General features: G+C 73.5%; 13 protein-coding genes. 11 read left to right on the top strand and 2 right to left on the bottom strand.

What is annotated here, in order from left to right:
- Positions 1 to 7: 7 nt before the first annotated feature.
- Complete coding sequence (locus AB0H21_RS36085; RefSeq protein WP_358526028.1) at positions 8 to 775, bottom strand: TIGR03943 family protein; 768 nt, start codon at positions 773 to 775, stop codon at positions 8 to 10.
- 5 nt (positions 776 to 780) lie between these two features.
- Positions 781 to 1791, bottom strand: a complete 1011-nt coding sequence (locus tag AB0H21_RS36090) for a permease (protein ID WP_358525867.1) — start codon at positions 1789 to 1791, stop codon at positions 781 to 783.
- Positions 1792 to 2022: 231 nt separating this feature from the next.
- Here AB0H21_RS36090 and AB0H21_RS36095 point away from each other — a divergent pair, with 231 nt between their 5' ends.
- The 11 genes from AB0H21_RS36095 to AB0H21_RS36145 all read left to right on the top strand — a co-directional run bounded on the left by AB0H21_RS36095 (position 2023) and on the right by AB0H21_RS36145 (position 13661).
- Positions 2023 to 3114 carry a sulfite oxidase gene (locus tag AB0H21_RS36095; RefSeq protein WP_358525868.1) on the top strand — a complete coding sequence of 364 codons (1092 nt, stop codon included), beginning with the start codon at positions 2023 to 2025 and terminating at the stop codon, positions 3112 to 3114.
- A gap of 322 nt (positions 3115 to 3436) precedes the next feature.
- Positions 3437 to 4822 carry a HAMP domain-containing sensor histidine kinase gene (locus AB0H21_RS36100; RefSeq protein WP_358525870.1) on the top strand — a complete coding sequence of 462 codons (1386 nt, stop codon included), beginning with the start codon at positions 3437 to 3439 and terminating at the stop codon, positions 4820 to 4822.
- A gap of 77 nt (positions 4823 to 4899) precedes the next feature.
- Positions 4900 to 5682: a hypothetical protein gene (locus tag AB0H21_RS36105; protein ID WP_358525871.1), complete on the top strand. Its 783-nt coding sequence runs from the start codon at positions 4900 to 4902 to the stop codon at positions 5680 to 5682.
- 22 nt (positions 5683 to 5704) lie between these two features.
- On the top strand, positions 5705 to 6370 hold the full coding sequence (locus AB0H21_RS36110) for a response regulator transcription factor (protein WP_358525873.1): 666 nt from the start codon (positions 5705 to 5707) through the stop codon (positions 6368 to 6370).
- Positions 6367 to 7707 carry an ATP-binding protein gene (locus tag AB0H21_RS36115; RefSeq protein WP_358525875.1) on the top strand — a complete coding sequence of 447 codons (1341 nt, stop codon included), beginning with the start codon at positions 6367 to 6369 and terminating at the stop codon, positions 7705 to 7707. The genes AB0H21_RS36110 and AB0H21_RS36115 overlap by 4 nt, the downstream gene beginning before the upstream one ends.
- A 208-nt stretch (positions 7708 to 7915) precedes the next feature.
- Positions 7916 to 8614 (top strand): sulfotransferase family protein, encoded by a 699-nt coding sequence (locus AB0H21_RS36120; RefSeq protein ID WP_358525877.1) that lies wholly within the window; start codon positions 7916 to 7918, stop codon positions 8612 to 8614.
- A 220-nt stretch (positions 8615 to 8834) separates the two neighbouring features.
- Positions 8835 to 8984, top strand: a complete 150-nt coding sequence (locus AB0H21_RS36125; protein WP_358525879.1) for a hypothetical protein — start codon at positions 8835 to 8837, stop codon at positions 8982 to 8984.
- A 35-nt stretch (positions 8985 to 9019) separates the two neighbouring features.
- Complete coding sequence (locus tag AB0H21_RS36130) at positions 9020 to 10543, top strand: iron ABC transporter permease (RefSeq protein WP_358525881.1); 1524 nt, start codon at positions 9020 to 9022, stop codon at positions 10541 to 10543.
- Positions 10540 to 11583 (top strand): ABC transporter ATP-binding protein, encoded by a 1044-nt coding sequence (locus tag AB0H21_RS36135; protein WP_358525882.1) that lies wholly within the window; start codon positions 10540 to 10542, stop codon positions 11581 to 11583. Before AB0H21_RS36130 ends, AB0H21_RS36135 begins: the two co-directional genes overlap by 4 nt.
- 174 nt (positions 11584 to 11757) lie before the next feature.
- Positions 11758 to 13026, top strand: coding sequence for a sensor domain-containing protein (locus AB0H21_RS36140; RefSeq protein WP_358525884.1), 1269 nt, complete (start codon positions 11758 to 11760; stop codon positions 13024 to 13026).
- On the top strand, positions 13014 to 13661 hold the full coding sequence (locus AB0H21_RS36145) for a response regulator transcription factor (protein ID WP_358525885.1): 648 nt from the start codon (positions 13014 to 13016) through the stop codon (positions 13659 to 13661). The genes AB0H21_RS36140 and AB0H21_RS36145 overlap by 13 nt, the downstream gene beginning before the upstream one ends.
- Positions 13662 to 13735 lie beyond the last annotated feature (74 nt).

Raw genomic sequence — 13735 nt, forward strand, 5'->3', positions numbered from 1 at the left:
GGCGCGGCTATTCGTACGGTTCCGCGGGCTCTCTGATGCGCTCGATGCTCTCCGCCGCGAGCTCGGGGGCCACCATGCCGGTGGGTACTCCGGCCGAGGCGGCCGGGACGAAGGTGCCGGTGACCCGGATCCAGCTGTTGGGCGGCGGAGCCTCCGCTCCGCGCACGCGCGCGGTGTACGCGACCGCGTCCGCGGCGCAGCACGCCATCTGCATCCGGCCGACGTACCAGGCTCCGGCCTCGCCGTCGGTCACGAACCCGGTCAGGCGGATCCGGAGGCCGCGCATCGTCTCGGGGGCCGCCGCCGCCCGGCCGGCGAACTCGGCCATCGTCAGGTCGGTGATCCTGTCCGCGGGCAGAGGGAAGAACGCCTGCGCGGGCGGGGGAGGCGCCACCGGGCGTCCAGCCGTCCGCACGGCCGCGTACGAGCCGAGCGCGGGCGGGGCGATCACGAAGATCACCAGTACCGGCAGGCAGAGAAGCCAGGCCACCCTCGGCCCTCGGCCGTGGTCGTGGTCCGCGTGGCCCACGGGGTCGTGGTCCGTGTGGCCGTCCGGACGCGCCGCCGCCGCCTCGGACCCGGCGTCCGCGTGCCCGGCCGCGGGCGACCAGAAATAACCGAGCAGCCGGACCGCCCCGAGGACCAGCATGCCGATCCCCGCCGCGATGAGGAAGGGCCGGAAGCCGGGCTTCACGTAGTTCACGTACGTGGAGGAGAACAGCGATATCTTCAGCGTCGCGCCGCCGAGGAGCGTGACCACCAGGCCCTGGGACATGCGGTTCACAACAGCACCCATCCGATGACGGCGCTCACCAGAACGCCGAGGACGAAGGTCAGCGGGACGAAGCGCGTCGCGAACCGGCGGCCGAAGGTCCCGACCTGCAGGGCGATCAGCTTCAGGTCCACCATCGGCCCCACGACCAGGAACGCGAGCTTCGCCGTCATGGGGAACGGCGTGAGGCTGGCGGCGACGAACGCGTCGGCCTCCGAGCAGATCGAAAGGATCACGGCGAGCACGGCCAGCGTGAGCACCGACAGCCACGGGACTCCGGCCAGCCCGCTGATCCACGACTGGGGGACGACGACGTTGAGCGTGGCCGCCGCGAGGCCGCCCACCACAAGGAAGCCTCCGGCGTGCAGCAGGTCGTGCAGCATCGCCTCCGCGAAGGCCTTCCACCCGCGGGCGTCGGCGGGGCGTGCGGGGATGCGCAGCCAGTCCGTGCGGCCGAACCGCGCCCACGCCCAGCCCGCGAGGACGGCGACCAGCAGCGACGCGGCGAACCGGGCCACGACCATGAGCGGCGCGCCGGGGAAGGCCACGGCCGTCGCCACCAGCACCACCGGGTTGATCGCCGGGGACGACAGCAGGAACGCGAGCGCCGCCGCCGGGGTCACCCCGCGGGCCATGAGGCCGCCCGCCACCGGCACCGACGCGCACTCGCACCCCGGCAGCACGGCCCCCGCGAGCCCGGCCACCGGGACCGCGGCCGCCGGATGGCGGGGCAGCGCCCGCGCCCAGAACGACGCCGGGACGAACGCGGTGATCGCCGCGGACAGGGCGACGCCGAACACCAGGAACGGCAGCGCCTGCACGCAGATCGCGACGAAGATCGTCGACCAGGTCTGCAGCGCGGGCGACTGCACGTACGGCGTGAGCCAGATGGGGCCGGCGATCAGCAGGCCGATGACCAGTACGTAGACCAAGGGGATGCCGTCCGTCCGCGGTGCCTGCGCGGTGGACGGAAGGGGGTCGCGTGTGTCCGTGGGGGAGGCGACCACGCCGTCACTCATTCGTGAAGTGTGGCAGGGATTTCATGCTGGTACCTCCGGAAATGCCAACGATCGCCGGAACTGTAGGGGCGCAGGGTGAACGCAAGGTGGACGGCGCCCGCGCGCTCACCGGCGGCCCACACCCTCCGCCGGTAACGCCCGCCGTCGTTCGTTCCCTCCCGGTCCGGTACCTGCCGGGTAAAACGCCGCCCGCCCGTGGATCCACCCGGAGGACGGGGGTACGCACGTCATATGACCTTGTGGGGCAAGCGGGGCGACATGGTCGTGCACCGGCGGGAGCCTTTCAACGCGGAGCCGCCGCGGTGCGCGCTGGCCGGGCGTCCGATCACGGCGGTGGACACCTTCTACAGCCGCAACCACGGCCCGATCCCCGAGGCCGGCGAGGAGTTGTGGTGTCTGGAGGTCGACGGGCTGGTCCGGCGGCCGTTGCGCCTGTCCCTGGACCGGTTGCGCGAGGGGTTCGCGCGATGGGAGGTGACCGCGACGCTGCAGTGCGCGGGCAACCGCCGCGTGGACCTGCTGGAGGTGCGCGACATTCCCGGCCAGGAGCCGTGGGGACCCGGTGCGACCTCGACCGCGCGCTGGAGCGGCGTGCGCCTGGCCGACGTCCTGGCCGAGGCGGGCATGCTCCCCGAGGCGGCGTTCGTCGCCTTCGCGGCCCCGGACGTCTCGCGGGACGCCGACCCGCCCCAGCCGTTCGGCGGTTCGATTCCCGTGGCCAAGGCGCTGGCGGACGAGGTGCTGCTGGCGTGGGCGATGAACGACCGGCCGCTGCCGCGCGTCCACGGCGGGCCGTTGCGCGTCGTCGTCCCCGGCTGGATCGGCGCCCGCAGCGTCAAGTGGCTCCGGCGGATCACCGCGCAGGCCGAGCCGTCGCGCAACTACTTCCAGGCCGTCGCCTACCGTCTGCTGCCGCCCGACGCGGATCCCGCCGAGGCCCGGCCGGGCGACGGTGTGCCGTTGGGGCCGGTGGCGCTCAACTGCGACATCCTCTGGCCGGACGGCGCGGCCCCCGTGCCCGCCGGGCCGCTCCTGGTGACCGGCTACGCCTTCGCCGGCGACGACCGCAGCGTGACCCGGTTGGACGTCTCCCTGGACGACGGCCGCACCTGGGCGCAGGCCGAACTCGACGCCCCTGAGGGCCCGTGGGCCTGGCAGCACTGGCGGATCACCGTGGACCTGCCTCCGGGCGAGACCGTGGTCACCGCGCGTGCCTGGGACTCCACCGCCGCCCTGCAACCCGAGTCGCCCGAATCGCTGTGGAACCCGCTGGGCTACGTCAACAACGCGTGGGCACGCCTCCGCCTCGTCGGCCATCCCTGACGTCGCGCCGGAACATGTACCGTCCCGATTCGCGTAGGCCGAGAGGCGAAATTCACAAAAGTGATGAAACACCGCTAACCTGGCACTGGTGAGCCCGTCCCACAGCAGAGGATCGCGGCGCTCATCGTGTTGCGCAGATCACCGTGAGGGTCGGCCTTCGCGTCGAACCCGCGGTTCAGGACGGCCATCGAGCCCCTGAACGCGACGGTCGATCTCACCCGAGGTTCCGCGTTCCGATCATGCTGTGCGGGGGCCGAGCATGAGGATCACACCTGTTTTCTTTTCACGTCTGAAATCCATCCGCGCGCGGATCACCGCGCTGGTGGCGCTCATCGCGGTGGTGCTGCTGGTGCCGGCGTCGGTGGCGGCCGGGCTGGTGGCGCGTACGGTGATCAACCAGGGCGTGTGGCAGCACAGCCGCCGCCAGGCCGAGCTGACCGCCGCGGCGGTCCGCGCCCGGCGGCTGACCGGGGTGATCGTGCCGTCCACGCCCGGCGTCGACCTGGTGCAGGTGGTGGCTCCCGGCCGGCGGGTCATCGCCGCCTCGGCGCAGGCCCGGGGCCCGGCCCTGGTCGGAGCCTGGCCGGCGGCGGCGGACCCGGCGCAGGACGTGCAGGTGTGCCGGCCCCGCGTCCCGTGCCTGCTCATCTCGGCGCTGCGCGTGTCGCCCGCGGTCGGCTCGCCGGTCGTCTACGCCGGCAGGGCCGCGCCGGGCGCGATCTCGTCGGCGAAGCTGGACGGGTTGTTCGCCGTCGAGGCGATCCTGCTGGTCGCGCTGGCCACCTGGGCGGCGTGGACGGTCACCGGCCGCACGCTGCGCCCGGTGGAGGCCATCCGTTCCGAGCTCGCCCACATCACCGCCAGCGACCTGGACACCCGGGTGCCCCAGCCCAGGGGCGAGGACGAGGTCGCCCGGCTCGCCGGGACCATCAACCAGACCCTGGAACGCCTGGAACGGTCGCGCGACGCCGAGCAGCGGGTGCGCGCGGGGCTGCAACGGATGCTGGACCAGCAGCGCCGCTTCACCTCCGACGCCTCCCACGAGCTGCGCACCCCCCTCGCCGGGCTGCGCGCCCAGCTCGAGGACGCCGAGCTGCATCCCGACGAGAGCGACATGCCGCACGTGCTGCGCCACGCGTTGCGGGACGTCGACCGCCTGCAGGCCATCATCACCGACCTGCTGCTGCTGTCCCAGATGGGCGCCGTCCATCCTGGCGATCTGCGCACGCTGGACCTGGGCGGGCTGGTGGCCGCCGAGACCGGGTGGCGCGAGGACGACCGGCACCCGGTCCGGCTCGACCTCGAGCCCGGCGTGCGCGTCGAGGTGGCGCCCGGCCTGATCGCCCGGCTGCTCGCCAACCTGCTGGACAACGCCCAGCGCCACGCGTCCGGCTGCGTCGGGGTACGGCTGCGGGCCGGCGGCGGCCTGGCCGAGCTGACCGTCACCGACGACGGGCCCGGCATCCCCGAAGCCGAACGCGAGGTGGTCTTCCACCGGTTCACCCGCCTGGACACCGCCCGCGGCCGCGGCCAGGGCGGCACCGGCCTGGGCCTGGCCATCGCCCGCGACATCGCCCACGCCCACCACGGCACCCTGGACATCGCCGACGCCCCCGCCCGCGGCGCCTGCTTCGTCCTGTGCCTGCCCCTGGCGGACGATGACGGCGAGCGGGAGCCGGCCGCGGCGGAACCCGTCGGCGAATCATGACAACAACCGGCAGATCGGGCGCGTGACGGCTGATCGTAGTCAGGTCGTGTTCAGGTGGGGCGTGCAAGTCTCCCGCCATGACGACGACCACGACGGCTCGACGCCGGATGCTGAACAAGGTTCCCGAGGTCACGATCTACTTCTGGATCATCAAGGTCCTGTGCACGACGGTGGGGGAGACGGCGGCCGACTTCCTGAACCAGAACCTCGGGTTCGGGCTGACCGGCACCTCCCTGGTCATGAGCGTGCTGCTGATCATCGCCCTGATCGTCCAGTACAGGTCCCGGCGGTACTCGCCGGGCGTGTACTGGGTCGCGGTGGTGCTGATCAGCGTCGTCGGCACCCTGATCACCGACAATCTGACCGACAACGTCGGCGTCTCGCTGGAGGTGACGACCGCGGTGTTCGCCGTGGTCCTGGCGCTGACCTTCGCCGCCTGGTACGCCGCCGAGCGGACGCTGTCCATCCACACGATCCACACCCCGCGCCGCGAGGCCTTCTACTGGCTGGCCATCCTGTTCACCTTCGCCCTCGGCACCGCCGCGGGCGACCTGACCGCCGAGCGTCTCGACCTCGGCTACCTGCCCTCGGCGCTGATCTTCGGCGGGCTGATCGCCGTCGTGGCCGCCGCCCACTTCGTTCTGCGCGCCGGCGCGGTGCTGACGTTCTGGATCGCCTACGTCCTGACCCGCCCGCTCGGCGCCTCCCTCGGCGACTACCTGTCGCAGTCCCCGGACGACGGCGGCCTGGGGTTGGGTACCGTGGCCACCAGCGGGCTCTTCCTGGTCACGATCCTGGCGTTCGTCGTCTACCTCGCGGTGACGCGCAGGGACGCGACCCCGGCGGAGGCCTCTGCCTGAGCCCGCGAGAACGGGGGTGAACGTGACGACGAAGATCGCCATCGTCGAGGACGACCTCGCGTTGCGGCTGGGGCTCGGCCGGGGGCTGCGGGAGGACGGTTTCGAGGTGGTCCTGTCCGCGGGGTCCGGAACCGACCTGCTGGCCGGCCTCGGGGAGGTCTGTCCCGACGTGTTCGTCATCGACATCGGGCTGCCGGACACCGATGGCCGCGACCTGGTCATGGCGCTGCGCGCCCGGGGGATCGGCGCGCCGGTCATGCTGCTGACCGCGCGCGGTCACGTCACCGACCGGCTGTCGGGGTTCCACGCCGGCGCCGACGACTACCTGCCCAAGCCCTTCCACTTCGAGGAACTGGTCCTGCGGCTGAGGGCCCTGGCCCGGCGCGGCCAGGGCCCCGCCGACCCGCCCGAGGGGCTCTACCTCGACCTGGCCGCCCACGAGGTCGGCCACGACGGCAACCGGGCCCCGCTCACCCCGACCGAGTTCCGCCTGCTCGCGATCCTCCTGGCCCGGCGGGGAGAGGTGGTGCGCAGGCAGGCGCTGATCGCGGCGGCCTGGCCGTCCGGGGCGACCGTCCACGACAACACGCTGGACTCCTACCTGCTCAGGCTGCGGCGCAAGCTGGCCGACCTGGGCCGGCCGGACGCGATCAAGACGGTCCGGGGCGTGGGGTACCGCGTCGGATGATCCGCCGCAGGCTGGTCTTCAGCGCGGCCGTCCCCCTCGCCGTGGCGCTCGTCGCCCTCACCGCAGGCTTCTACGTCGTCCTGTCCTGGCGGCTGGAGCGCGACGCCGACCACGCGCTGCGGGCGCGGGCCGACGCGGCGGCGGGCGTCATCACGGTGTCCTCGGGCCGGCTCCACATGATCGAGACCCCGTTCGACGAGGCGCTGGACAACGGGGTCTGGGTGTTCGACGCCCGCGGCGCGGTGGTGAGCTCGCCCGCCGCCGGCGCGCTGGACCGGGAGGCCCGCGCCCTCGCCGGGGTCACCCGCCCGACGTTCCGCGGCCACGGTGGCGATCTGCGCTTCCTGGCCGTTCCCCTGCGCGAGTACGCCGCCCCGGGCGGCACCCTCGTCGTGGCCCTCTCCCTGGCCCCGTTCCTGGAGGCCGAGCACACGACGCTGGTCGCGGCGATCGTCTTCGACGTGTTGATCCTGGGGCTGGGCGCGGTGTTCGTGCGCCGCGCCGTGACCCAGGCCCTGCGCCCGGTGGCGCGGATGACCGACCAGGCGGCGCGATGGTCCGAGCACGATCTCGACAAGAGGTTCAGCCTCGGACCGCCGCGCGACGAGCTGAGCGGGCTGGCCGCGACGCTGGACAACCTGCTCGGCCGCCTGTCGGCCGCGCTGCGCCACGAGCAGCGCGTCACCGCCGAGATCGCGCACGAACTGCGGACGCCCCTGAGCCAGGTGCGGCTGGAGACCGAGGTCGCGCTGCGCCGCGACCGTCCCGCGTCCGAGCTGCGCGCCGCGCTCACCGAGGTGTCGAACGCCACCGACCGCATGACCAACGCGCTGGACACGCTGATCGGCCTGGCCCAGCGCGACATCCGCCCCGCCGACGGCACGACGCCGGCCGGGAAGGTGGCGAGGGACGCGCTGCGCGCCTGCCGCGATCGCGTCGGCGGGATCCGCCTGGACCTAGAACGGGCCGGCGAGGGCGAGGTGCTGGTCGGCTGTGATCACGACGTCGTGCTGAGGATGCTGCAGCCGCTGCTGGACAACGCGCTGCGCTTCGGGCGCTCCGCCGTCACCCTGCAGGTGGGGCGGGAGGGCGGCGAGGTGCTGTTCCGCGTCCGCGACGACGGCCCCGGCTTCGCCGAGGACGAGCTGGAGGTGGTCCTGCGCCCGGGCGTCCAGGGCCACGCCTCGACGCCCGGCGAGGGCTCCGGCCTCGGCCTCGCGCTGGCCCGCCGCCTGGCGGAGGCGGCGGGCGGGAGCCTCACGCCGCGTGCGGGCGGGTCCGGCGGCATCGTCGACCTGCGGCTCCCGGTGGCCGCGGCGGTGAACCAGAGGGTCTGATCGGGGCGCCGCCGGAGTGCGGCTGAGCGTCCCCGCATGGTCGCTCCCCGTGCGGCCGGGCGCCCAGGCCGCGCGACAAAACCCATCTCATGTTGAATTATCCCAATATCTGGGTACTCGACTAATCCGGTCGAGAACTAGAGAACTCGACCGCAGAATCCGCGCGGCGCGCACGAGGTCGGTGCCGCTGACCGACAGGAGCAGAGAGATGTTGACGGTGATCGGCGCGGGATTCCCGCGTACAGGCACCACGTCGCTCAAAGCAGCTCTGGACCGGCTGGGCTTCGGTCCCTGCTACCACATGTTCGAGGTCATAACCCATCCCGAGCACGTCGACCGGTGGCTCCCCGTCGTCCAGGGCGGTCCCGTCGACTGGGAGCCGGTGTTCGAGGGCTACCGGTCGGCGGTGGACTGGCCGGCCTCCTACTTCTGGCGCGACCTGGCCGACACCTATCCGGACGCCAAGGTCATCCTGACCGTGCGCGACCCCCAGCGCTGGTACACCAGCTTCCGGACCCTGATGACGCGCGCGGGGAGCGGCCCCGGCGAGCCGGGCGAGATGTCCCAGGTGATGGCGCCGATGCTGCGCATGGCACCCGTGCTCGCGATGATGGGGAAGTCCACCTTCGGCGATGACTGGCGGTTCGGAGAGAGCGTGCCGGACGAGGAGGACGCCGTGCGGGTGTTCGAGCGCCATATCGAGACCGTCCGCGCGGCCGTTCCCGCCGATCGCCTGCTGGTGTTCGAGGCGAGCCAGGGCTGGGGCCCGCTGTGCGACTTCCTCGGCGTCGAGCCGCCGGAGGACGAGCCGTACCCGCACCTCAACGACACCGAATGGATGCGCCGCAACATCGAGCGCTCCCGGCGCGAGGGCCGTGTGATCTCCCCCTTCGGCCCCGCCTTCTAGGCCCACGGCGTCCGGCGCCGGGCGACGTGACGTCCGGCGCCGGCGCGGAGCGGTCTATCGAGGATCACCTTCCAGACCCCCACCCCTCACTGATCATGGCCTGACCGGGCACGCCGTCCCGCGTGAGCGTTCACGGGTCCGCCGCCGGATTGGACACGAGGTCACGCGCGACCTTAGGTTTACCTGGCTTAGCTTTGCCTTGCCTTAGGGGATGTTGGGGATGCGTGGATACGGCCGGGTCATGCCGGTCGCCGGAACGCCGGCCGTGGCGTTCGGGGTGGCCGGCCGCGGCGGGACGGGCGAGATCGGGCCGTCCTCGCTCGGCCGGCCCAAGGCGATCGCGCCGATGCGGCGGGCGGGCCTGCTCTGACCGGCACGGCCCTACGGGGCATCGCACGACGGAGGGTGCGCCGCGACGGGGCGTACCCTCCGGTCCTGCTCGCCCTGTGCGCGGCGGTCGCCCTCGTCACCGCCGTCCCGCTCTTCTTCGTCGTGGGCTACGCGGTGAGCGTCGGCTGGGACGAGGCATGGCGGCTGATCGTGCGCCCGCGCGTCGGCGAGCTGCTCGTCAACACGGTCGAGCTGACGCTCGGCTGCATGGTCCTGTGCGCCGGGCTCGGCTCGGCCGCGGCGTGGCTGGTGCACCGCACCGACCTGCCGGGACGCAAGGTCTGGCACGTGCTGCTCGCCGCGCCCCTCGCGGTCCCCGCGTTCGTCACGAGCTTCGGGTGGGTCTCGGTCACCGGCGCCGTCGAGAGCTTCGGCGGCGCCCTGCTGATCGTGACCCTCGCCTACTATCCCCTGGTGTACCTGCCGGTGGCCGCGACCCTCCGGGGGCTGGACCCGGCCCTGGAGGAGACCGCCCGCTCGCTGGGCCTCGGCTCGTGGGCCGTCTTCGCCCGCGTCGTGCTGCCGCAGCTTCGCCCGGCCGTGCTCGGCGGGGCGCTGCTCGTCGGGCTGCACCTGCTGGCCGAGTTCGGCGCCCTGCAGATGCTGCGCTTCCCGACGTTCACCACGGCGATCTACGACCAGTACCGGTCGGCCTACGACGCCCAGTCCGCCAACATGCTGGCCGGCGTGCTCGTGGCGTGCTGCGCGGTGCTGCTGCTCGCCGAGCTGCGGCTGCGCGGCCGGCGCCGGTACGCCCGCCTCGGCTCGGGCGCGGCCCGGATCGCCCCGCCGGCCCGCCTCGGCCTGTGGACGGTCCCCGCGCTGCTCGCCGTGCTCGGCGTCGTCGCGCTCGGGCTCGGCGTCCCGCTGGCCAGCCTGGCGCACTGGCTGCTGGTCGGCGCCTCCACGTCGTTCCCGGTCGAGACCCTGGTCCAGACGGCGGGCACGGCGCTCGGGCTCGGGCTGATGGCCGCCCTGGTCACGACGGTGTGCGCGCTGCCGGTGGCCTGGCTGGCGGTCCGCCACCGCGGGCGCGTCGGCAGCCTGCTGGAGCGCAGCACCTACATCGGTAACTCGCTGCCCGGCATCGTGGTCGCGCTGGCGCTGATCACGGTGTCCATCCGCTTCGTCCAGCCCGCGTACCAGACCACGGGGCTGCTGCTCGCCGCGTACATGATCATGTTCCTGCCCCGGGCGCTGGTGAGCGTCCGCGCGGCCATCGCCCAGGCCCAGCCGGTCCTGGACGACGTCGCGCACTCGCTGGGCGCCGGCACGGCCGCGACGCTGCGCCGGGTGACGCTGCCGCTGGTGGCCCCGGGCGTCGCCGCCGGCGCGGCGCTGGTCTTCCTCGCCGTCGTCACCGAGCTGACCGCCACCCTGCTGCTGTCGCCCACGGGCACGCACACGCTGGCCACCCAGTTCTGGAGCGAGGTCCGGGACGTCGACTACGGCGCCGCCGCCCCGTACGCCGTGCTCATGGTGCTGATCTCGGCTCCGGCGACCTACCTGCTCACCGCGACCGCCAGGAGGTCCACATGACAGGCCTGACCATCCGGGGGCTCGGCAAGAACTTCGGCGCCGTGGCGGCGCTGGCGGGCGTCGACCTCGACGTGCCCGCGCGCAGCCTCACCGCCATCCTCGGCCCCTCCGGCTGTGGCAAGACCACCCTGCTGCGCCTGGTCGCGGGTTTCACGACGCCCGACGCCGGCACGATCAGCTTCGGCGACCAGGTGGTGTCCGAGCCACGCACGGCCGTCCCGCCCCAGCGGCGCGGCATCGGCTATGTGCCCCAGGAGGGCGCCCTTTTCCCGCACCTGCGCGTCGCCGACAACATCACCTTCGCCCTGCCCCGCTCCGCCCGCCGGTCGCGGGATCGGCTGGCCGAGCTGCTCGACCTGGTCGAGCTGGACTCCTCCACCGCCGAGCGGTACCCGCACGAGCTGTCGGGCGGCCAGCAGCAACGCGTTGCGCTCGCACGGGCGCTGGCCCCGCGTCCCTCGATCGTCCTGCTCGACGAGCCCTTCTCGTCCCTGGACGCGAACCTGCGCCTGTCGACCGGGCGGACGGTCGTGCAGGCGCTGCGCGCCGCGGGCGCGACGGCGATCCTCGTCACCCACGACCAGGACGAGGCGCTGTCACTGGCCGACCAGGTCGCCGTCATGCGCGAGGGCCGGCTGGTGCAGGCCGGCCCGCCGGGCACGGTGTACGCCACCCCGGCCGACCCGGCCGTGGCGCGGTTCGTCGGCGACGCGGTGCTGCTGCCGGCCGTCGTCACCGGCGGGACGGCGCGGTGCGCGCTCGGCACGCTCGCGTTGCGCGGCGATTCCGCGCAGGGCGAGGCCCAGGTGCTGGTCCGCCCCGAGCAGATCGAGATCCTCGACGGCGGCGCGGGCGTGCCCGCCACCGTCGGGGCGGTGACCTACTTCGGGCACGACGCCACCGTCGCCATGATGCTCCAGCCGGACGGCCCGGAGATCGTCGCCCGGGTCAGCGGCGCCCGTACCCCTCACCCGGGCAGCCGGGTGCACCTCACCGTCAACGGCCCGGCCACGGCCTTCCCGTCCCCGGACGGCCCGTGACGCATCGTGTGCTCCCTGTTCGAGGTGCCGTCTGTCATGCCGTAAAAGCTACGAATCCCCGCTGTAGTCGACGATCCCGCCAACAGGGCACAAAAGGTATGGCAGGCTGTATTCTCGACCGGTGATCTGACGATGGCCCGGACAGGGGCATGTGCGCTGAGTCAGGAGCTGAGGATGCCGACCCACGCCACGGCCGGTCGCGGGCGGGCCCGCCCGCGGGACTTGACAGCCGGAGCCCGCACCGCGCTCGACGGCCTCGAACACCTCGTCGGTGGGCTCGGCACCGCGACCCTGGCGCTGTTCACGCTGATCGGCCTGGCCGCCGTCGCGGTGCTCTGCACCATCGGCGTGGGCCTGCCGCTGGCGCCCACCACGCTGCGCGGCCTGCGGGCCGTCGCCGATCGTGAGCGGGCCAGGCTCACCCGGTGGGGCCCGGAGATCGTCGGCCCCGAGCCGCCGCCGCCCGGGCTGCGTGCCGCCCTGGCGCGCTCGGCCACCCGGCGTGAGCTTGCCTGGGTCGCCGCCCACGCGACCCTCGGACTGCTCCTCGGACTCATCGGCCTGACCCTGTCGTTCAGCGCGATACGTGACCTCACCTTCCCGCTGTGGTGGAGGCTGCTGCCGCCGAACGAGTCCGGCGGCGCGGCCATGGGGCTGTGGGAGGTCGGCGACCTGCCCAGCGCCCTCTGGGTCTGCGCGCTCGGCGTCGGCTGGATCGCCCTCTTCGCGCTGCTCACGCCGGGCATGGCGCGGCTCCAGGCCTGGACCGGACGACGGCTCCTGGACGCCGACGCCGGTACCGACCTCGCGCTGCGGGTCGCCCACCTCACCGCGACCCGGGCGGGCGCGCTGGACGCGCACGCCGCCGAGCTGCGGCGCATCGAGCGGTCCCTGCACGACGGCACCCAGAACCGGATCATCGCCGTCACCGTCCTGCTCGGCGCGGCCCGCCGGGCGGTGGCGCGCGACCCGTCCACCGCCGAGGAGATCCTCGAACGGGCGCAGGACGCCGCCGAGCAGGCCCTCTCCGAGCTCCGCGCGGTGGTGCGCGGCATCCTGCCCCCGGTGCTGGAGAACAGGAGCCTTGCGGGCGCGCTGACCGGGCTGGCCGCCGCCTGCCCGGTGCCCTGCGAGGTCGACGCCGATCTCCCCGGCAGGTGCGCCGCGTCCGTGGAGGCGACCGCGTACTTCGTCGTGGCCGAGGCGCTCACCAACATCGCCAAGCACAGCCGGGCCCGGCACGCCACCGTCGCGGTCCACCGGCGCGACGGCCGGTTGAACCTCCGGATCATCGACGACGGCCGTGGCGGGGCGGACGACCGCGGCGGGTCCGGGCTCGGCGGGATCCGCCGCCGGGCCGAAGCACACGATGGGACGTTCATGCTGACCAGCCCCCCGGGTGGCCCGACCACCCTGAGCGTGAGCCTGCCATGCGGATCGTGATCGCCGAGGACGACCCGCTGCTGCGCGAGGGCCTCGCGCTGCTGCTGCGCGCCGAGTCGCTCGACGTCGTGGCCACCGCCGCCGACCCCGACGGCTTCCTGGCCGCCGTCGACGCCCACGAGCCCGATGTCGCCATCATCGATGTCCGGATGCCGCCGACCCACACCGACGAGGGCATCGTCGCCGCCGTCGAGGCCCGGCGCCGCCGACCGGACCTGGCCGTGCTGGTGCTGTCGGCGTACGTCGAGCAGGCGTTCGCCACCGACCTGCTGTCCCACGGCGGCTCTCGCCTCGGTTACCTGCTGAAGGAGCGGATCGGGCGGGTGCAGGAGTTCATGACCGCGCTGCACCGCGTGGCGGACGGGGGCACGGCCATCGATCCCGAGGTCGTCGCGCAGCTCCTGTCCCGCACGCGCCCGGACCGCCGGCTGGACCGGCTCAGCCCGCGCGAGCTCGACGTGCTGGCGCTGATGGCCGAAGGGCTGGGGAACGCCGCCATCGCCGAGAAGCTGTTCGTCAGCGAGGGTGCGGTGCACAAGCACATCCGCAGCATCTTCGCCAAGCTCGACCTGGCGCCCACCGACCGCACCGACCGGCGCGTCGCCGCCGTCCTGCACTACCTCGAAGGCAGGTAGCGCCAGCTGTACCCCGGGATTCCAGCGGGTGGGATCGATCGTGAACCGGTCCCGCCGACATGCTGGGTGATGTC

This window comes from Sphaerisporangium sp. NPDC051011 (genome assembly GCF_040653595.1).
In the GTDB taxonomy this organism is placed as follows: Bacteria; Actinomycetota; Actinomycetes; order Streptosporangiales; family Streptosporangiaceae; genus Sphaerisporangium.